The 17,163-nt window shown below is 69.0% G+C and carries 16 protein-coding genes; 11 read left to right on the top strand and 5 right to left on the bottom strand.

Annotated elements, in window-relative coordinates; all coding sequences use genetic code 11:
• Positions 1-168: 168 nt before the first annotated feature.
• Together AB3X08_RS03315 and AB3X08_RS03310 are read right to left on the bottom strand one after the other, a co-directional pair.
• Complete coding sequence (locus AB3X08_RS03315; RefSeq protein WP_369936214.1) at positions 169-885, bottom strand: response regulator transcription factor; 717 nt, start codon at positions 883-885, stop codon at positions 169-171.
• A gap of 72 nt (positions 886-957) precedes the next feature.
• Positions 958-2,409 (bottom strand): sensor histidine kinase, encoded by a 1,452-nt coding sequence (locus AB3X08_RS03310; RefSeq protein ID WP_369936213.1) that lies wholly within the window; start codon positions 2,407-2,409, stop codon positions 958-960.
• A 138-nt stretch (positions 2,410-2,547) separates the two neighbouring features.
• Here AB3X08_RS03310 and AB3X08_RS03305 point away from each other — a divergent pair, with 138 nt between their 5' ends.
• Together AB3X08_RS03305 and AB3X08_RS03300 are read left to right on the top strand one after the other, a co-directional pair.
• On the top strand, positions 2,548-3,303 hold the full coding sequence (locus AB3X08_RS03305; protein WP_369936212.1) for a nuclear transport factor 2 family protein: 756 nt from the start codon (positions 2,548-2,550) through the stop codon (positions 3,301-3,303).
• Positions 3,304-3,412: 109 nt separating this feature from the next.
• Entirely contained in the window at positions 3,413-3,709 is a 297-nt protein-coding gene (locus tag AB3X08_RS03300; RefSeq protein ID WP_369936211.1) for a hypothetical protein, read from the top strand.
• 35 nt (positions 3,710-3,744) lie between these two features.
• On the opposite strand, the gene AB3X08_RS03295 is transcribed toward AB3X08_RS03300, so the two are convergent.
• Positions 3,745-4,242 (bottom strand): hypothetical protein, encoded by a 498-nt coding sequence (locus tag AB3X08_RS03295; RefSeq protein WP_369936210.1) that lies wholly within the window; start codon positions 4,240-4,242, stop codon positions 3,745-3,747.
• 395 nt (positions 4,243-4,637) lie between these two features.
• Between AB3X08_RS03295 and AB3X08_RS03290 the strand changes: the two genes are divergently transcribed.
• The 6 genes from AB3X08_RS03290 to AB3X08_RS03265 all read left to right on the top strand — a co-directional run bounded on the left by AB3X08_RS03290 (position 4,638) and on the right by AB3X08_RS03265 (position 13,768).
• Positions 4,638-5,492 carry an IclR family transcriptional regulator gene (locus AB3X08_RS03290; protein ID WP_369936208.1) on the top strand — a complete coding sequence of 285 codons (855 nt, stop codon included), beginning with the start codon at positions 4,638-4,640 and terminating at the stop codon, positions 5,490-5,492.
• Positions 5,493-5,595: 103 nt separating this feature from the next.
• The gene (locus AB3X08_RS03285) at positions 5,596-6,993 is read left to right on the top strand and encodes an MFS transporter (RefSeq protein WP_369936207.1); all 1,398 of its coding nucleotides are present in this window, start codon (positions 5,596-5,598) and stop codon (positions 6,991-6,993) included.
• A 122-nt stretch (positions 6,994-7,115) separates the two neighbouring features.
• Positions 7,116-8,045 carry a dihydrodipicolinate synthase family protein gene (locus AB3X08_RS03280; protein WP_369936205.1) on the top strand — a complete coding sequence of 310 codons (930 nt, stop codon included), beginning with the start codon at positions 7,116-7,118 and terminating at the stop codon, positions 8,043-8,045.
• Between the two features lie 277 nt (positions 8,046-8,322).
• Positions 8,323-9,621 (top strand): carbohydrate porin, encoded by a 1,299-nt coding sequence (locus AB3X08_RS03275; protein ID WP_369936204.1) that lies wholly within the window; start codon positions 8,323-8,325, stop codon positions 9,619-9,621.
• A gap of 272 nt (positions 9,622-9,893) precedes the next feature.
• Positions 9,894-10,598 (top strand): TetR/AcrR family transcriptional regulator, encoded by a 705-nt coding sequence (locus tag AB3X08_RS03270; protein WP_369936203.1) that lies wholly within the window; start codon positions 9,894-9,896, stop codon positions 10,596-10,598.
• Positions 10,595-13,768, top strand: a complete 3,174-nt coding sequence (locus tag AB3X08_RS03265) for a bifunctional cytochrome P450/NADPH--P450 reductase (protein ID WP_369936202.1) — start codon at positions 10,595-10,597, stop codon at positions 13,766-13,768. The genes AB3X08_RS03270 and AB3X08_RS03265 overlap by 4 nt, the downstream gene beginning before the upstream one ends.
• 59 nt (positions 13,769-13,827) lie before the next feature.
• Here AB3X08_RS03265 and AB3X08_RS03260 read toward each other — a convergent pair whose 3' ends face one another.
• A complete protein-coding gene (locus tag AB3X08_RS03260; protein ID WP_369936200.1) occupies positions 13,828-13,983 on the bottom strand; it encodes a hypothetical protein in 156 nt (51 codons plus the stop codon).
• Between the two features lie 288 nt (positions 13,984-14,271).
• Here AB3X08_RS03260 and AB3X08_RS03255 point away from each other — a divergent pair, with 288 nt between their 5' ends.
• The gene (locus AB3X08_RS03255) at positions 14,272-14,751 is read left to right on the top strand and encodes a VOC family protein (RefSeq protein ID WP_184412253.1); all 480 of its coding nucleotides are present in this window, start codon (positions 14,272-14,274) and stop codon (positions 14,749-14,751) included.
• 75 nt (positions 14,752-14,826) lie between these two features.
• Here the strand turns inward: AB3X08_RS03255 and AB3X08_RS03250 are convergent, their stop codons facing one another.
• A complete protein-coding gene (locus tag AB3X08_RS03250) occupies positions 14,827-15,213 on the bottom strand; it encodes a MerR family transcriptional regulator (RefSeq protein ID WP_369936198.1) in 387 nt (128 codons plus the stop codon).
• 90 nt (positions 15,214-15,303) lie between these two features.
• On the opposite strand from AB3X08_RS03250, the gene AB3X08_RS03245 reads away from it, so the two are divergent.
• Together AB3X08_RS03245 and AB3X08_RS03240 are read left to right on the top strand one after the other, a co-directional pair.
• Positions 15,304-16,212: an alpha/beta fold hydrolase gene (locus tag AB3X08_RS03245; RefSeq protein ID WP_369936196.1), complete on the top strand. Its 909-nt coding sequence runs from the start codon at positions 15,304-15,306 to the stop codon at positions 16,210-16,212.
• A gap of 23 nt (positions 16,213-16,235) precedes the next feature.
• Positions 16,236-17,132 (top strand): alpha/beta fold hydrolase, encoded by an 897-nt coding sequence (locus AB3X08_RS03240; protein ID WP_369936194.1) that lies wholly within the window; start codon positions 16,236-16,238, stop codon positions 17,130-17,132.
• Positions 17,133-17,163: the final 31 nt, after the last annotated feature.

Genomic DNA, 17,163 nt, shown 5'->3' with positions numbered 1-17,163 from the left:
ACACGCACAGCGCGACGCATGCCGCAATGGCAATGAGATGCGGCTCCTGGTCGCACTGTGACGGAAGGATTGACGCCGGCATGGGGGACGAAACGCGGCGATCTGTCTACCGATCGGGTGGCATCGGCCCGGTGCGCGGCGCGGATGCGGGCGCGAATGCGTCGACGACTAGGCGCCGTCGCCCAGCAGGTAGCCCTGCCCGCGCACCGCGCGCAGCGGCAGCGCGGCTGCGGTGGCCGCGGTCACCCGCGTACGCAGGCGGTGCACCAGCACCTCCAGCCGGTGCGGATCGAAATCCCACGGCGCATCGGTGACCGCGGCGATCAGCGTGTCGCGATCCACCGGCGCGCCGCGTTGCGCGAACAGCGCCTTGAGCAGGCCGCGTTCGGCCTCGGTCAGCGCCAGCGTGCGCTGCGCCGGCGAGGACAGCGTCCAGCCGTCGTCGCTCAAGCGCCACTCCTGGGCCGGCAACGCCTCCGGCGGCGCGGCAGGCTGCAGGCGTCGACGCAGATTGGCCAACGCGGCGATCAGCAGTTCCACATCCAGCGGCTTGACCAGGTAGATATCCGCGCCCTGCAGCAAGCCGCGGGTCATGTCGGTATTGGCGCCGCGGCCGGTGAGCATCACGATGCCCGCCTGCGGCGCGATCTGCCGCAGATAGCGCGCCACCGAATAGCCGTCTTCGCCCGGCAGCCCGACATCCAGCACCACCAGGTCGCACACATGGCCGAGCAGATGCCGGTACAGCAGTTCGGCACTGCCGAAGCCGAGCACCTGCGCGCCCTCGTGGCCCAGCTCGTCGACGATGATCGCGCACAGTTCGGCGTCGTCCTCGACCACTGCGATTCGCACACCGTCCAGCACCAGGCCTTGCGAAGCACTCATCGCCGACAAGTTCCGAACGGCGACAACGCCCTGGACGTTGCGCAAGGCATCGGGGAAGCGCACGCCACGCGGCTAGCCCTCCCCGCCATTCGTGCCAGCCAGCGCAGGCGGCTGCGCATGGTCGTGCGGGAAGCTCAGCACGAACGCGGCGCCGGTCCCGGTCTGGGCATCCACCCAGATCCGCGCGCCGTGGCGCTGCATCAGCCCGTTCGCCATCGCCAGGCCGAGCCCGGTGCCTTGGCCGGGCGGCTTGGTGGTGAAGAACGGCTCGAAGATCCTGTCGTGCAGATCCGCGGGAATGCCCGGGCCCGTATCGCGGCATTGCAGCCAGGCTTCGCCGCCCACGCGCTGGCCCTGCAGCGTCACCGTGCCGCCGTGCTCCATCGCATCGTCGGCGTTGGCGACCAGGTTGAGCAGAATCAGCTCCAGCTGATGCCGGTCGAACTGCACCTGCAGCCCGGACGGTACCTGCACCTCAAGCGCGATGCCGGGCTTGAGCGACTGCTTCAATAACGGCTGCAGCGTCGCCACCACGTCGCCGAGATCCAGCATTTCGGTCTGCGGCTCGTCCTGGCGGCTGAAGCTGAGCAATTTGCCGCTCACCGCGGTGGCACGCCTGGCCGCCGATTCGACGCCGTCGAACGCGGCAGCGACCGCCTGCGCATCGCCGGCGCGGCGCCCCTGCCGCACATGGCCCAGCACCAGGCTCAGCAGATGGTTGAAATCGTGGTTGAGGCCGGCGGCCAGGCGCGCCACGGCCTCCACCTTCTTGGCGTTCACCAGTTGCTCTTCGACCCGCTGCCGCTCCGCCACTTCGCGCTGCAAGGTGCCGTGCGCGAGGCCGAGCTGCTCGGCCCTCGCCTGCACGTCGCGCAAACTCTGCCGCAGCGCGGCCGAGGTGCGGTCCAGCACGATGGCGATCAGCAGGAAGATGACGCCGCTGATCACCGCATCGCCGATGAAATCCCCCGGTTCGCCGTTGCCGATGTCCACGTACGTTCCGAGCGCGAACGACAGCGCGACGATGGCGAACATCGTCCACAGCGCCGGTCGCCCCACCGCCAGCGCGGCGATCGCCATCGGCACCACCAGCACCGGCTGCTCGAAGCGTTGCCCGCCGAAACCGCTGGCAGCGTAGCTCGCCAAGACCGAGATCGCGAACACGCACAGCATCTGGTAAGCGGCCCAGCGGAACCGGCCGAAGCGGATCAGCACCACGCTCAGCAACGCGACCGCGCTGAACAGTGCGCTCAACGCAAGGCTGGTCAATTCGCCGGGGCGCCACGCGACCGGCACCGCGATCGCGCGATACAGCCACGCAGCGACGGGCAAGGTCCCGAACAGCAGCAGCACCACCTGGAACATCGGCGCGTTGCGCAGATCCACCGGATCGGCGATCGGCACCGCACGCAACCATCTAACCGGGCCGCGCAACAACCGATTGAATGTCCCCTCTCCCCGCGTCAGCACCGACAACCGCTCCTCCACTGGCACCCCTGCGCGGCCAGTATGCGACGATTGCATCTCATCCGCATCCTTCATGCGCGTGTGAAGACGTAAGGCCCGCGCTGGCCTCACCGTCCCATTCGTGCGCATGACGTACTGCACGCGCCACCGCCGCCAAAGTGCGCTGCAATCGCGGCTCCGCTGCAGGAGCCCGCCATGCGCTTTCGTCACCTCGGACTGTGCGCCCTGCTGTGCCTGAGCGGCGCCGCAGCGGCGGCCAACGACGACGCAGCCGCGGTGCGCGCCGCCGATGCGCGCTACTGGCTGGCCTACAACGCCTGCGACATGCGCGCGATGGGCGAACTGCTCACCGACGACGTGGAGTTCTATCACGACAAGACCGGCCTGACCGCGTCCAGGCCAGCGGTGCTGCAATCCTTGCGCAACGGCCCCTGTGCAGATCCAACGCTGCACCTGCGCCGTGAAGCGGTCGCCGACAGCCTGCAGTTCCATCCGCTGGCCGGCGGCTTCGCGCTGCTGTCGGGCACGCACCGCTTCTACGTGCGGCGCGACGGCACGCCCGAACACCTGGACGGCCAGGCCGAATTCACCACGCTCTGGCAATCGGTCGATGGCCACTGGCGCATGCGCCGCATCTACAGCTATGCGCACGGTGCAGTGGCGTACGTGCCGCCCGCCACACGCCTGACCTTGGCGCCCGACGTGCTGGCCGGCTACGCCGGCACCTATCGCGGCAACAAGGTCGGCGACATCCGCGTCGCCGTGGACGGCGACCATCTGCAGCTCACCGCCGGCACCTTGGTCGTCACCCTGCGCGCCGAATCGCCGACGCGCTTCTTCGCCGAGGAACGCGACCTGCGCTTCGTGTTCGCGCCCGCAACGGACACAAGCGCGCGCCAACTGAGCGTGTACGAGAACGGCAGCGTCGTCGAGACCGCGCAGGCTCCGTGAGCGGTGGCTACACACGACTTTACCGAGCACCTAGCCGTTGTCGCCTCCTATAAAATTTGTCTGTTCTCGGAAAGTAACCCTGGCCACCAATCTGCCCAAGGAAGAAAAGATGGACATAACTAGCGTAGTCATCGTTGCCATCATTGGTTTCATTGCGGCCGTACTACTCAGCCGAAGGCATCTCATCTGGCTAGCGCTCCTGATTTTTTCCGGCCAGGTCGCAGGACTTTTCTATGCGTCTTTCCAGAAGGACGACACCCTGTTGTGGATGTTCGGTTTGTCTCTGATGTACTCCCCTGTATTGTGGGGACTGGCATTGGCGGGCGCTGTGGTGGGTCAGGCAGTCCGGGCAGTTATTCTGGAGCGAATACGTACTGAAGCTCAGGACAGCAATGAACCAGACTAGTCGGACGTAGCGCGACCGAACTCGGCAGATAGCCCTCACCGCCGATGCAGCACGGACCCTTCTATGAAGTCCGCCGTGCTCCTTTTCAGGTAGACCCGATAAGTGCCCTGTCCAGAGACCGGCACATCGAAGCTGTCCCCTGGCGATAGCCCTGCCCGTTCGACCGGCGCAGCATCGCGCGGCGTCGCCCGCAGGCGCGTCTTCGCGCCGTCCTCGCCGCGCGTCGCATTGGTCACCGTCAGCGTGCCGTCCCACAGCACGCGGCTGTCGCCCGGCAGCAGGCTGAACTCGATCAATGGCGAGCTGGGCGCGGGCTTGCACGCGGCGGCCTGCGCTTCGGCCAGTTGCCGCTGCAGCGGCTGGACCTCCACGTACTGCACGAAGCCGTAGGTGCCGCCGACCACTACCAGCACCGCCGACACCTCGGCGGCGGCGCGTTTGAACGACAGCGTCTGCCACCATTTCTGCGCAGGCGGTTGCGGCGGCTGACGGTTCGCTCGGGCCATGCACGCCACGCTATCGGCGTCGCGCATGCTTGTCTGTTAGCACAGCTTGCACCGCGGATCCGCGGAAGCTTCCGTCTACACAGCGCTCCGCCGTCGCCGCACGCATCGGTCGAAGGATGGCGCGATCGGCCGAGGATCGATGGCCGACACGGCACGGCGAAGCCGCTCGATCGGGCATGGCGCAATCGTCGTCGGCATGGCCTTTGGCCATCGTCATCGCATGCCGCGATCGCACCGCCGCCAACACCCGCGATGCCAGGCCGCAACGCATGCTGCGCCGCAACTTGACGCAGCGACTGCGCCGGCGGAATCTTGGCACGTACTTTCGAAATAATTTTCGCAATCCGAAACACGCTTGTCAAGCGACACCAGCCAGCCGGTTCGGCAAGCTGGCGACGCACGACAGCCACCAGGAACTGCCGATGACTAAGACCATCTCCCCAGGCGCGCTGGACGCCACCGCCGAAGACAGCGGCGACGCGGCGGACAAGAAGCTGCGCAGCACCGTGCAGTCGCTGGCGAAGGGCTTTCGCGTGCTCGAGGCGTTTTCCTCCGAACAGGAGGAACTGTCGCTGAGCCAGATCGCCACGCTGGCCAGGCTCGATCCGGGGACCACCTTCCGCATGCTCAACACCCTGGTCGAGCTGGGCTACGTGCATCGCATTCCCGACAGCCGCCGTTTCCGCCTGACCCTGAAGGTGCTCGACCTCGGCTTCCACGCCATCGCCCGCCGCGACCTGCGCAGCGTGGTGCGGCCGTTGCTGCGCGCGCTGGTCAGCGACGTCAACGAAGCGGCCAGCTTCGCGGTGCTGCAGGGTCCGGACGTGCTCTACATCGAACGGGTGCGCGCCGGCATCACTCGGCTGGGCGTGGACATCCGCATCGGCACCACCGTGCCCAGCACCCGCACCGCGATCGGCCTGGCGATGCTCGCGCACCTGTCGCCGGCGGAAGTGACGCGGGTGACCGGGGTCAACGTGCACGCGCCGCACGCGCCGGAGATCGTCGCCATGCTCGGCACCTTCGAGCGCATCCGCCGCGACAACTACGTGATCCTCGATTCGATGCTGACCGAAGGCCTGCGCGTGCTGGCGGTGCCGGTGCTGGATGCCGACGACTATCCGCTCGGCGCGATCAGCGTCGCCGCGCCGTCGGTGCGCACCAGCCACGACGAACTGCTCAACACCGCCCTCCAACCCACTCTGCTCGCGGCCAAGGACATCGCCTTCGCGATCCAGGCCAGCGGGAGCGTCGCCGTGACCGCACCCAGCACCTGACCGTCCGGGCGCCCGCCCGGTCCCCTGCAATTCGACCGCTTCGTGGACGCTCCGGCGCCCGCGCCGGGTTCTTCTTGTCCTGCCAGAGGCAGCAACGATGCTCATGCCCACTACCCCCGCCACCGCCGCCACTGCCCGTTCGCTGCCGCCCGCCGAGGCGCAGGCGGAGATTGGCGCGCGGCTCGAACGCCTGCCCATCACCCGCCAGGTCTGGTGGGCGCGCAACATCGTCGGCGCCGCCACCTTCTTCGACGGCTACACGGTGATCGCCATCGCCTACGCGATGCCGGTGCTGGCCAAGGAGTGGAACCTGTCGCCGGCGCAGATCGGCATGATCCTGTCGGCCGGCTACCTGGGCCAGTTGCTGGGCTCGGTGTTCTTCGGCTGGCTGGCCGAACGCGTCGGCCGCCTGCACGTGCTGCTGTTCACCATCCTGCTGTTCGTGTCGATGGACGTCGCCTGCCTGTTCGCCGGCGGCGCCGCGGCGATGATGGCGTTCCGCTTCATTCAGGGCATCGGCACCGGCGGCGAAGTGCCGGTGGCCAGCGCCTACATCAACGAACTGATCGGCTCGAAGAAACGCGGCCGCTTCTTCCTGCTGTACGAGGTGATGTTCCTGCTGGGCCTGGTCGCCGCCGGCGGCATCGGCTACTTCCTGGTGCCGGCCTACGGCTGGAAGGCGATGTTCATGGTCGGGCTGGTGCCCGCGGCGATCATGATCCCGCTGCGCTTTTTCATGTTCGAATCGCCGCGCTGGCTGGCCTCCAAGGGCCGTTACGACAAGGCCGACGCGATCGTGTCCGAGCTCGAGCGCAGCGCCGAGCGCCGCCATGGCCCGCTGCCGGCGCCGGTGTTCGACCGCAACGCGCTGCCCAAGGCGCAGCGCTCGGACTGGCGCGAACTGTTCGGCAGCGTCTATCTCAAGCGCACGCTGGTGATCTGGTGCCTGTGGTTCTGCTCCTACCTGGTGGCCAACGGCCTCATCACCTGGTTGCCGACGCTGTATCGCCAGCATTTCGGCTTGTCCCTGCAGCAGAGCATCGCCTACGGCTTTCTCACCTCGCTGGCCGGCGTCGCCGCCGCGGTGGCGTGCGCGCTGTCGATCGACCGGGTCGGGCGCAAGCGCTGGTACGTGCTCGCCTTCGCCGCCGGCAGCATCCCGTTGCTGGCGCTGGCGATGCTGGGCGGTACCTCGGCACTGCAGGTGCTGGTGTTCGCGGCGCTGGGCTATGCCGCGGTGCAGACCATCACCTTCTCGCTGTACCTGTATTCGGCCGAACTCTATCCCACCCGCATCCGCGCCATCGGCACCGGCCTGGGCAGCGCCTGGCTGCGCCTGGGCTCGGCCAGCGGGCCGCTGGTGGTCGGCGCGGTCATCGCCGGCATCGGCCTGCGCTACGTGTTCGTCGCCTTCGCCGCGGTGCTGCTGGCCGGCGCTGCGGTGACGCTGCTGTGCGCGCTGGAGACCAAGGGCAAATCGCTGGAAGAACTCTCGCCCTGAGTCCAGCGGCCCGCTGATGCCGCGGCCGCGCACGCCGCCGCGCGCCACCGATTCGTACCACCCCACGTCGAGCCCCGCGTTCGACTCCATCCCCCGTTGACCCGAAGAAGAGGAAACACCCCATGAGCAACATCGACCTGAAAGGCCTGGTTCCCGCGCCCGTCACCCCGTTCACCCGCGACGGCGCCGTCGACTATCCCGCGATCAAGCGCATCGGCAAGTGGCTGGGCAGCATCGACGGCGTCAAGGGCCTGACCGTGCTCGGCCACGCCGGCGAAGGCACGTTCCTGGAGCGCGACGAACAGGCCAAGGTGATCGAGGCGTTCCGCGATGCGGTCGACGCCCGCATTCCGATCATCGCCGGCATCACCCTGGAAGGCACCCGCGTGGCGGCCGACGAAGCCAAGCGCGCGGTCGCCGCCGGCGCCTCGGCGGGCCTGATCTATCCCTCGCACGGCTGGCTGCGTTTCGGCTACCAGAAGGGCGCGCCGCAGGACCGCTACAAGGCCATCCACGAGGCCAGCGGCCTGCCGATGATCCTGTTCCAGTATCCGGACGTGACCAAGGCCACCTACAACCTGGAGACGCTGCTGGAGATCGCCGCGCTGCCGGGCGTGATCGCGATGAAGAACGGCGTGCGCAACATGAAGCGCTGGGACACCGAGATCCCGGTGTTCCGCAAGGAGCGCCCGAACGTGCCGGTGCTGACCTGCCACGACGAGTACCTGCTGCACACCATGTTCGACGTGGACGGCGCGCTGGTGGGCTACGGCTGCATCGCGCCGGAACCGCTGATCGAGATGATCGCCGCCGGCAAGGCCAAGGACTATGCCAAGGCGCGCGAACTGCACGACCGCCTGCTGCCGGTGACCAAGAGCGTCTACCACCGCGGCTCGCACATGGAAGGCTCGGTCGCGCTGAAGTGGGCGCTGGCCGCGCGCGGCCTGCTCGATCACGCCACGGTGCGGTCGCCGCTTCTGCCGTTGGCCGAAGGCGCCGACAAGGAAATCGCCGACGCGATGGCCGCCGCCGGCCTCGGCAAGGTGGCCTGACCCGAGGGTCGCATCCCGTTCGATGGGCCGCGCAGCTGCGCGGCCCATCCGCTGCGTCGATGGCTGCCGCCTCGGCGCCGCGCAACGCGTTCTGTTCTGTCGTCGCATTTTTCAGCTGTCCCCTACAGGTCTGCGCACAGGCCGTGCCCGTCGCCGACGGCCGCGATGCCGTGCCGTGGCTCACGACCGGAAAGTGTCTTCCCTTCGCGCACTGCCGCGACGCCGCCTGCCTATCGCGCGGTCCAGCGAGTGCCTCGCCTCGTCCGTGGAGCGTCCCATGTCCCGATCGCGTTGTTTCGTCTCGTTGCTGGCGGCCGCCGCCGCGCTGCCCGTCACCGCCGTTGCCGCCGACAGCGCGGGCTGGCTGGACGAACACGGCATCGCGCCGCGCTTCGTCTGGTCCAACGACTACGCGCGCAATGCCGACGGCGGCCTGGCGCGCGGCGATCGCGATGCCGGCGGCGTGGTCGCCGGTGCCGACCTGGATCTGCAGCGCCTGTTCGGCATCCCCGGCGCCACCGTGCACGCGACCGGCGCCTGGTACTACGGCGACAGCCTGTCGCAGCGCCAGATCGGCAACAACGTCAAGGTGCAGGGCTACTGGTATCCGCAACAACAGGCGCAACTGGCGCAGCTGACCTGGGAACAGGTGTTCGACGACGGCCGCTGGCAGCTGGTCGCCGGACGCATGAACACCACCTGGCAATTCGCGCGCAGCCGCTACGGCTGCCGCTTCGTCGGCGCATCGGATTGCCCGTTCCAGCTGAGCCAGGCCGATGGCGGCTTCGTCGGCTTTCCGTACGTGAACTGGGGCGCGAAGCTGCGCTACAAACCGGGCGCGACCTATGTGTCGGTGGGCGCGTTCGAACTCAATCCGCAACGCAAGAACAATGACGGCTTCGATTGGAGCACCGCCGACAGCAGCGGCGTACTGAGCACCCTGGAAGTCGGCTACGAACCCGACCCCGCGCTCGGCCGCGGCGCGCCGCGCTACGTGGCCGGCGTCTGGTACAACTCGGCCGACTACGCCGACCTGCGCTACAACCGCAGCGGCGGATTGCGCGGCCTGGTCGGCGGGCAGGCGCGCATGTACGACGGTGGCCGCTGGGGCGTCTATGCGATGGGCGAACGCGCGCTCTACCGGCCGCAGGGCATGGCCGGCAAACGCATGCTGGTCGCGTTCGGCAACATCGCCGCGCCGCTGGACGCGCGCCAGATGTACGACCTGCAGGTCACCGCCGGCCTGTACTACAGCGGCCCGTTCGCATCGCGTCCGGCCGACGGACTCGGCGTCATGGCGAACTACTACCGTTTCAGCGCCGACCAGCAGGGCTACATGAACGACCTGCTGCGCAAGCGCGGCGCCGCACCGGACATCTCGCGCAACGAGACCATCTTCGAACTCAACTACAGCTATCGCGTCGGCCGGTTGCCGCTGTCGCTGGTGCCCAACGTGCAGTACATCGTCAATCCCGACATCCTGGGCAATACCGCCGCGCGCCGCGCGCCGGACAACGCGCTGGTGATCGGCTTACGGGTGATGGTCAACATCGGCGGGCTGGGCAACCCGAAATGAAGCGCATGCGGGCCGTACCGCGATAACGGCGAGCGCTGCGGCTTGCTCGGCCGCGCGCCTGCACTGCTTGCCGATCGGGCAACGCCGACGGACAACGCAGCGCACCGCACGCTTCGCGGCAGGGCGCACCGCCCGCTTCCGGAGCAGGACCGCGGCGATGTCGTGCCTGCGCCATCGGCCACACAAACGCGCTCCCCGCTGAACGACCGAGTTGCAAAGGCCGTCCACTGCCATTAAATGTACATCTGAACATTTATGCAGGAACACCGGACATGGCGGCAAAACCACCCCCGCGTCCGCGCGGCCGCCCGAGCAAGGACCAGGCCGACGGCCGCCAGGCGCTGCTGGCGGCGGCCACCGACGGCTTCGCCCGACACGGCTTCGAGCGGGCCGATATCCGCACCATCGCCGCCGCCGCGGGGGTGAGCCCGAGCCTGGTGCGGGTGCATTTCGGCAGCAAGGCCGAACTGTGGAACGCCTGCGTGGACCAGCTCGCGCAGGACGTCGTCCCGCGCCTTGCGGCCATGGCGCAGCTGACGCGCCACGACCAGCGCCCGCTGCACGAACGGCTGACGGACGCGATCCTGATCATGGCCGCCTTCTACGAGGCCAACCCCGCGGTCCGCGACTTCGTCGCGCGCGTGGTATCGGAAAGCCCGGAGCGCGCCACCATCCTCGCCGAACGGTTGCTGCGTCCTTCCTACGAGGCCGGCCATGCGCTGATCCGTGCCGGGATCGAGGCCGGCATCGTCAAGGCGACGCACCCGGCGCTGTTCTTCGTGCTGCTCAACAGCATGCTGAGCCAGCCTCCGGAATTCCCGCAGCTGCTGGCACGGCTGGCCCCGGAGATCGGGGCCGGCGCGGCGCGCACGCGGCTGGTCGAGACCGTGCTCGCCACCCTGCTGCATTCCCCGCAGCCCGGCACCGGTCCCGCACCGGTCGCCGCACCGCACACTCCCCCGGAAGGCACCCCATGACGCAGGCAATCCCACAACCGCGTTCGCTGCCGCTGCTCGGCAATTTCCACCATCTCGATGGCGATGCGCCGGTGCAGAGCCTGATGCGGCTCGCCCAAACGCACGGCCCGATCTTTCGCCTGAACAGCGGCCCGCTGTCGCTGACCGTGCTGAGCGGACAGGAGCTGGTGGACGAGGTTTGCGACGAAACCCGCTTCGAGAAGAAGCTGCACCGTCCGCTGCAGACCTTGCGCGACCTCGGCGGCGACGGCCTGTTCACCGCCTACAACGACGAACCCAACTGGGCCAAGGCGCACCGACTGCTGATGCCCGCGTTCGGTCCGATCGGCGTGCGCGCGATGTTCGGGCGCATGGAGGACATCGCCGAACAGATGCTGCAGCGCTGGGAGCGGTTCGGCCCGGACGCGGTGATCGACGTGGCCGACAACATGACCCGGCTGACGCTCGACACGATCGCGTTGTGCGCGTTCGACTACCGCTTCAACAGTTTCTATCAGAACGAGATGCATCCCTTCGTCGCGGCGATGGTCGGCGCCCTGGCCGAAGCCGGCGCGCGCGCGCGCCGGCCGGACCTCGCCAACCGCCTGCTGGCGCCCGGCCGGCGCCGCTACGAGGCCGACCTGGCGATGATCCGCAGCGTCGCCGACACCTTGATCGCCGAACGCAGGGCCGACCCCAACGCCGCGTCGCGCGACGACCTGCTCAACCTGATGCTGTACGGACGCGACCAGGCCACCGGCGAAGCGCTGTCGGACGAGAACATCCGCTACCAGATGGTGACCTTCCTGATCGCCGGCCACGAGACGACCAGCGGCCTGCTGTCGTTCGCGCTGTATCTGCTGCTGCGCCATCCGGCGGCGATGGCGCAGGCGCGCCAGGCGGTGGACGCCGCGCTGGGCACGCGGCCGCCGCAGGTCGAGGATCTGGCCAGACTGCGCTACATCGAACAGATCCTGCAGGAAACCCTGCGGCTGTGGCCGACCGCGCCGGCGTTCGCGGTCGCGGCCCGTACCGCGACCACGCTGGCCGGCCGCTATGCGGTGGCGCCGCAGGACACGCTGCTGGTGCTGATTCCCACCCTGCATCGGGATCCGAAAGTGTGGGAGGAGCCGGAAGCGTTCCGCCCGGAGCGCTTCGATCCCGACGCGGCCGAGCGGCTGCCGCCCAATGCCTGGAAACCGTTCGGCAACGGCGCGCGCGCCTGCATCGGACGCGGCTTCGCGATGCAGGAAGCGCAGCTGGTGCTGACGATGATCCTGCAACGGTTCGACCTGGACCAGGTCGATCCGAACTACCAGCTCGAGGTCGCGGAAACCCTGACCCTGAAGCCGGATGGCTTTCGCATCCGCGCGCGGCGCCGCGCCGATGTCGCGGTGCGCTCGCGCAGTGCGCTGCCGACGGCTCCGCAGAAACCGCTGGCGCCAGCGGCGGCGACGGCCGCGGCCGGCACCGCGCCAGGCACGCCGCTGCTGGTGCTGTACGGCGGCAATTCCGGCTCGTGCGAAGCGTTCGCGCAGCGCATCGGCGGCGATGCGGCCGCGCAAGGCTACGCGCCGGTGGTCGCGCCGCTGGACGAGCATGTCGGCCGCCTGCCGCGCGACGGCGCGGTGGTGGTGGTCACCTCCTCCTACGAAGGCCAGCCGCCGGACAACGCGCGCCGCTTCGTGGACTGGATCGAAACCCTGGCGGCCGGCGATCTGGCCGGGCTGCGCTACGCCGTGTTCGGATCCGGCAACCGGCAATGGGCGCGCACCTACCAGGCGATTCCGAAACGGGTCGATGCCGCGCTGGAGGCGGCGGGCGCCACGCGCTTCAGACCGCGCGGCGAAACCGACGCCGGCGGCGATTTCTTCGGCGGCTTCGATGCCTGGTACGCGGGACTGTGGCCGGACCTGGGCCAGGCGCTGGGAAAGGCGGCGCTGGAGCAGACCACGCAGGCGCTGCAGGTGGACATCGTCCCCTCCGCGCGGCTCGGCGCGCTGCGGCTGACCGAACTCGACCACGGACGCATCGTCGACAATCGCGAACTGGTCGACATGTCCGCCCCGTTCGCGCGCTCCAAGCGCCACATCGAGATCGCCTTGCCCGACGGCATGCGTTACCGCACCGGCGACTATCTCGCGGTGCTGCCGCGCAACCCCGCCGCGCAGGTCGAGCGGGTGCTGCGGCGTTTCGGTCTGGCCAGCGATACGCAGGTCGTCATCGGCCAGCGTCCCGGTGCCGCCTCCGGCCCGCCCAGCGGCTATCCGGTCGCGCTGGCGCAGGTGCTCGCCGACTACGTGGAACTGGCGCAACCGGCGACGCGCGCGCAGGTCGCGCAGCTGGCCGCCGCCACGCGCTGCCCGCCCGATCGCGACGCGCTGGAAGCGCTGGCCACCGAGCCGGTCTATACCGACGAGGTGCTCGCCAAGAAAACCAGCCTGCTCGACCTGCTGGAGCGCTTCCCCGCCTGCGACCTGGCGCTGGGCGCGTTCCTCGGCGCGCTTCCGCCCATGCGCGCGCGGCAATACTCCATTTCCTCCTCGCCGCTGCGCGACCCGGCGCAGTGTTCGCTGACCGTGGCCGTGCTCGACGCACCGGCGCTGTCGGGAATGGGGCGACGCCGCGGCGTGGCCTCCACCTATCTGGCCGGCCTGGACGCAGGCGCGCTGGTGTCGGTCGCGGTGCGGCCCTCGCAGGCGAGCTTCCATCCGCCGGAAGATCCGGCCACGCCGATCATCCTGGTCTGCGCCGGCAGCGGCATCGCGCCGTTCCATGGCTTCCTGCAGGAGCGGGCGATCCAGAAGGCGGGCGGCCGCGACGTCGGCGAGGCCTTGTTGTTCTTCGGCATCGACCATCCCGACGTCGACTACCTGTACAAGGACGAATTGCGCCGCTGGCAGGACATGGGCGTGGTCGACGTGCGCCTGGCCTGCTCGCAAGCGCCGCAGGACGGCGTCGCCTATGTGCAGCACCGCATGTGGCAGGACCGCGCGCGCGTGTCGGCGCTGTTCCAGCAAGGCGCCACTGTGTTCGTCTGCGGCGACGGCGAGCACATGGCGCCGGCGGTGCGCGACACCTTCGTGCGCATCTATCGCGACAGCATGGGCGTCAGCGCCGAGGCGGCCAACGCCTGGGCCGATCGGATCGAACGCGAACATGGCCGCTACGTGGCGGATATTTTCTCGTAGCGGCGAGGACGGCCAGGACGCGCGCGGCAGCGCGCCACGCGCAGGCCGCGGAGGCAACGCTACTTCTTCAACGAGGCATCGTCGCCGGACTTGGTCGCGGCCGCGTCCTTGGCCGGACGGTTGCGATTCTTCTTGGCCCGGGTGACCAGATAGAAGGCCGAGCCGACGAACAGGAGGAACAGTCCGGCGACCCAGGGCATCAATGTGGTGTCCATGCAAAGCTCCATATGGTTGTGCGCCCTCTAAAACACCACACTGCAGGTGAAGGGCTTGCTATCCCGACAGACGCATCGACCGCGATCGCCGCGGCCTGAATGCGTCAGGGCGTTGTGCGACAGGCCTTGTCGCTCGAGGCGCAGCCGCGGTCCACGCCCTTAGAATCCGCCGTGCGGCAGGCTTGCGCGTCAGCGATCCGCGTTGCATCGCAGACGGCTCGGCGATTCCCAGGCCGCACGGCGGCGACGCCTCCATTGCACGATCCGCGTCCACTCAGGAGAGTCCAGATGATCAGCAAGAACACCGTTTGCCTGTGGTTCGACGGCACTGCGCTGGAGGCCGCCACGTTCTACGCCGCCACCTTTGCCGACAGCGCGGTGAAGGCCGTGCATCGCGCACCCGGCGACTATCCTGCGGGCAAGCAGGGCGATGTGCTGACGGTCGAATTCAGCGTCCTCGGCATTCCCTGCCTCGGCCTCAACGGCGGTCCGGCGTTCCGGCACAGCGAGGCGTTCTCGTTCCAGGTGGCCACCGACGACCAGGCGGAGACCGATCGCCTGTGGAACGCGATCGTCGGCAACGGCGGCCAGGAAAGCGCCTGCGGCTGGTGCAAGGACAAGTGGGGACTGTCGTGGCAGATCACCCCGCGCGCGCTGACCGAGGCGATCGCCGATCCCGATCCGGCGGCGGCCAAGCGCGCCTTCGAGGCGATGATGCAGATGACCAGGATCGACATCGCCGCGATCGAGGCCGCGCGGCGCGGCTGACGCCCTCGGCGAGCACTTGCTGGCCGCAGGCGCCCGCAGGGAGGGCGCAAGGCGCATCCCGACCGCGTGGCAGCTCTATTCCAGCGGAGGAACGACGCCTTCGGCCAGCGTCTTCAGCAGGCGTGCGCGGCGGCGCTCCAGATCGGCGATCTGCCGCTCAATGGAGGCCAGCCGCTTGCGCTGCGCCGCGCTGGTTTCGGGGCAGGCGCTGGCGCCCTCGATCATGCGCATGCAGTCGGGAAAGGCGCGGATCTCGGCCAGGCTGAACCCGGTCGCGATCATGCGCTGGATCTGCCGCACCTGGGTGACCGCCGCCTGCGGAAACGCACGATAGCCGTTGTCGCTGCGGAACGAGGTCAGCAGGCCATGCGCGTCGTAATGGCGGAGCGAACGCACGCTCGCGCCGGTGTCGCGTGCCAGTTCGCCGATGCTCAGCGTGCGCTGCGAAGTCGGGGTGCCCATGGAAAAAAGCATACCACCCATGATCGTTGACCCTCACACCAGTGTGAGGGCGGAGGCTAGCGGGACTCGCCCAACCCACGGAGTTCCCCAATGTCCATCCGACCTTTGCAGCACATCCTGTTCGCCCTCGCCTTCGTCGCGGCGCTCTGCCTGGCGCCGCTGGCCGCACACGCCGAAACCAAGCGCTACACCGTCACCGCGGCCGACGGCGTCACCCTGGCCGTGCAGGAAGCCGGGAACCCCGACGGTCCCAGCATCGTCTTCGTGCACGGGCTGCTCGGCAGCCACCTCAACTGGGACGCGCAGGTCAACAGCCCGCAACTGCAGCGCTACCGCATGATCACCTACGACCTGCGCGGCCACGGCCTGTCCGGCAAGCCGACCGACGCGAATGCCTACGCCGACGGCACGCGCTGGGCCGACGACCTGCAGGCCGTCATCGCCGCCAGCCACGCACGCAAGCCGGTGCTGGTGGGCTGGTCGCTGGGCGGCGCGGTAATCTCCAACTATCTGGCCAAGTTCGGCGACAGCGGCATCGCCGGCGCGGTCTATGTGGATGGCGTGATCGAGCTGAAGCCCGAGCAGATCGTGGCGCATCCGCAGGTCTACCGCGACCTGAATTCGCCGGACCTGAAGACCCACCTGGACACGGTGCGCGCATTCCTCAGCCTGTGCTTCCATACCCAGCCGGATCAGGCCACTTTCCAGCGCCTGTTCGCCAATGCCGCGATGGCCTCCTGGGACATGCAGCGCGCGGTCCAGTCGATGACGGTGCAGGCCGAACAAGGGCTGGGCAAGGCGCAGGTGCCGGTGCTGCTGCTGTACGGCGAGCGCGACGCGCTGGTGCAGGCCAGGCCGGCGATCGCCCGCGCCAAGGCGATCAATCCGCGCATCCGCAGCACGCTCTACGCACAGTCCGGGCATGCGCCGTTCCTGGAAGAACCGGACCGGTTCGACCGCGACCTGGCCGGCTTCCTCGACGCCGCCACCGCGCAGTGAGCGCGCAAGCGCAGGAGGCCGTCATGTCGATTCACTCTTCTCAAGCATCCAGCGCGTTTCCCGGCTTCACCCGCCTGCAGGTCGATGCCGGCGGGGTCGCGTTCGCCGGCGTGATCGGCGGTGCCGGCCCGCCGTTGCTGTTGTTGCACGGCTTCCCGCAGACGCACCTGGCGTGGCGGCGGGTGGCGCCGCGGCTCGCGCAGGCGTTCACGGTGATCGCGCCGGACCTGCCCGGCTATGGCGCCAGCCGCACCCACCGCGACCAGCCGCGCTGGAGCAAGCGCCGCGTCGGCGAGGCGCTGGCCGCGTTGATGGCGCAACTCGGGCACGCACGCTTCGCCGTCGTCGGCCACGACCGCGGCGCGCGCGCCGGGTATCGGCTGGCGCTCGATCATCCGGACCGGGTCACGCACTATGCGTCGCTGACCGTGGTCCCCACACAGGACGCATGGGACGCGATGGACATGCGCCGCGGCCTGGCCAGCTACCACTGGTTCCTGCTCGCGCAACCGTTCGACCTGCCGGAGCGGCTGCTGTCGGCCGATCCCGACGCCTTCATCGAAGCGGCGCTGGCACGGATGGCCGGCGGCCTGGACCGCCTCGACGCCGCCTCGGTCGCGGCGTACAAGGCGGCGTTCCGCGATCCCGCGGTGCGCCACGCGATCTGCGAAGACTACCGCGCCGCGGTGCACGAAGACCTGGAGCACGACGCCGCAGACCGGGCCGCGGGCGCCACCCTGCGCTGCCCGGTACTGGTGCTGTGGCCGCAGGCGCAAGCGGGCACGGCCTCGCCGCTGCAGCTGTGGCGGCGCTGGGCCGACGACGTCAGCGGCAAGGCGATCTCCGGCGGGCATCTGCAGCCGGAGCAATCGTCGCAAGAGGTGTTGACGGAACTGTTGGCGTTCTTGTCGCGGCGCTAGGCACAGACCTCGCGCCTCGTCCGTCCTGCGT

It is taken from the genome of Xanthomonas sp. DAR 34887, from assembly GCF_041245805.1.
Lineage (GTDB): Bacteria > Pseudomonadota > Gammaproteobacteria > Xanthomonadales > Xanthomonadaceae > Xanthomonas_A > Xanthomonas_A tesorieronis.
The sequence above is the reverse complement of the archived record's forward strand: the minus strand, read 5'-3'. Positions and strand labels throughout refer to the sequence as shown.

Excerpts from the sequence above, each read along its gene's own strand:
- AB3X08_RS03275 (WP_369936204.1), top strand. The coding sequence starts at position 8,323 with ATGTCCCGATCGCGTTGTTTCGTCTCGTTGCTGGCGGCCGCCGCCGCG.
- AB3X08_RS03250 (WP_369936198.1), bottom strand. The coding sequence starts at position 15,213 with ATGGGCACCCCGACTTCGCAGCGCACGCTGAGCATCGGCGAACTGGCA.
- AB3X08_RS03305 (WP_369936212.1), top strand. The coding sequence starts at position 2,548 with ATGCGCTTTCGTCACCTCGGACTGTGCGCCCTGCTGTGCCTGAGCGGC.
- AB3X08_RS03295 (WP_369936210.1), bottom strand. The coding sequence starts at position 4,242 with ATGCGCGACGCCGATAGCGTGGCGTGCATGGCCCGAGCGAACCGTCAG.
- AB3X08_RS03265 (WP_369936202.1), top strand. The coding sequence starts at position 10,595 with ATGACGCAGGCAATCCCACAACCGCGTTCGCTGCCGCTGCTCGGCAAT.
- AB3X08_RS03290 (WP_369936208.1), top strand. The coding sequence starts at position 4,638 with ATGACTAAGACCATCTCCCCAGGCGCGCTGGACGCCACCGCCGAAGAC.
- AB3X08_RS03245 (WP_369936196.1), top strand. The coding sequence starts at position 15,304 with ATGTCCATCCGACCTTTGCAGCACATCCTGTTCGCCCTCGCCTTCGTC.
- AB3X08_RS03240 (WP_369936194.1), top strand. The coding sequence starts at position 16,236 with ATGTCGATTCACTCTTCTCAAGCATCCAGCGCGTTTCCCGGCTTCACC.
- AB3X08_RS03310 (WP_369936213.1), bottom strand. The coding sequence starts at position 2,409 with ATGCAATCGTCGCATACTGGCCGCGCAGGGGTGCCAGTGGAGGAGCGG.
- AB3X08_RS03255 (WP_184412253.1), top strand. The coding sequence starts at position 14,272 with ATGATCAGCAAGAACACCGTTTGCCTGTGGTTCGACGGCACTGCGCTG.
- AB3X08_RS03315 (WP_369936214.1), bottom strand. The coding sequence starts at position 885 with ATGAGTGCTTCGCAAGGCCTGGTGCTGGACGGTGTGCGAATCGCAGTG.
- AB3X08_RS03270 (WP_369936203.1), top strand. The coding sequence starts at position 9,894 with ATGGCGGCAAAACCACCCCCGCGTCCGCGCGGCCGCCCGAGCAAGGAC.
- AB3X08_RS03260 (WP_369936200.1), bottom strand. The coding sequence starts at position 13,983 with ATGGACACCACATTGATGCCCTGGGTCGCCGGACTGTTCCTCCTGTTC.
- AB3X08_RS03280 (WP_369936205.1), top strand. The coding sequence starts at position 7,116 with ATGAGCAACATCGACCTGAAAGGCCTGGTTCCCGCGCCCGTCACCCCG.
- AB3X08_RS03285 (WP_369936207.1), top strand. The coding sequence starts at position 5,596 with ATGCCCACTACCCCCGCCACCGCCGCCACTGCCCGTTCGCTGCCGCCC.
- AB3X08_RS03300 (WP_369936211.1), top strand. The coding sequence starts at position 3,413 with ATGGACATAACTAGCGTAGTCATCGTTGCCATCATTGGTTTCATTGCG.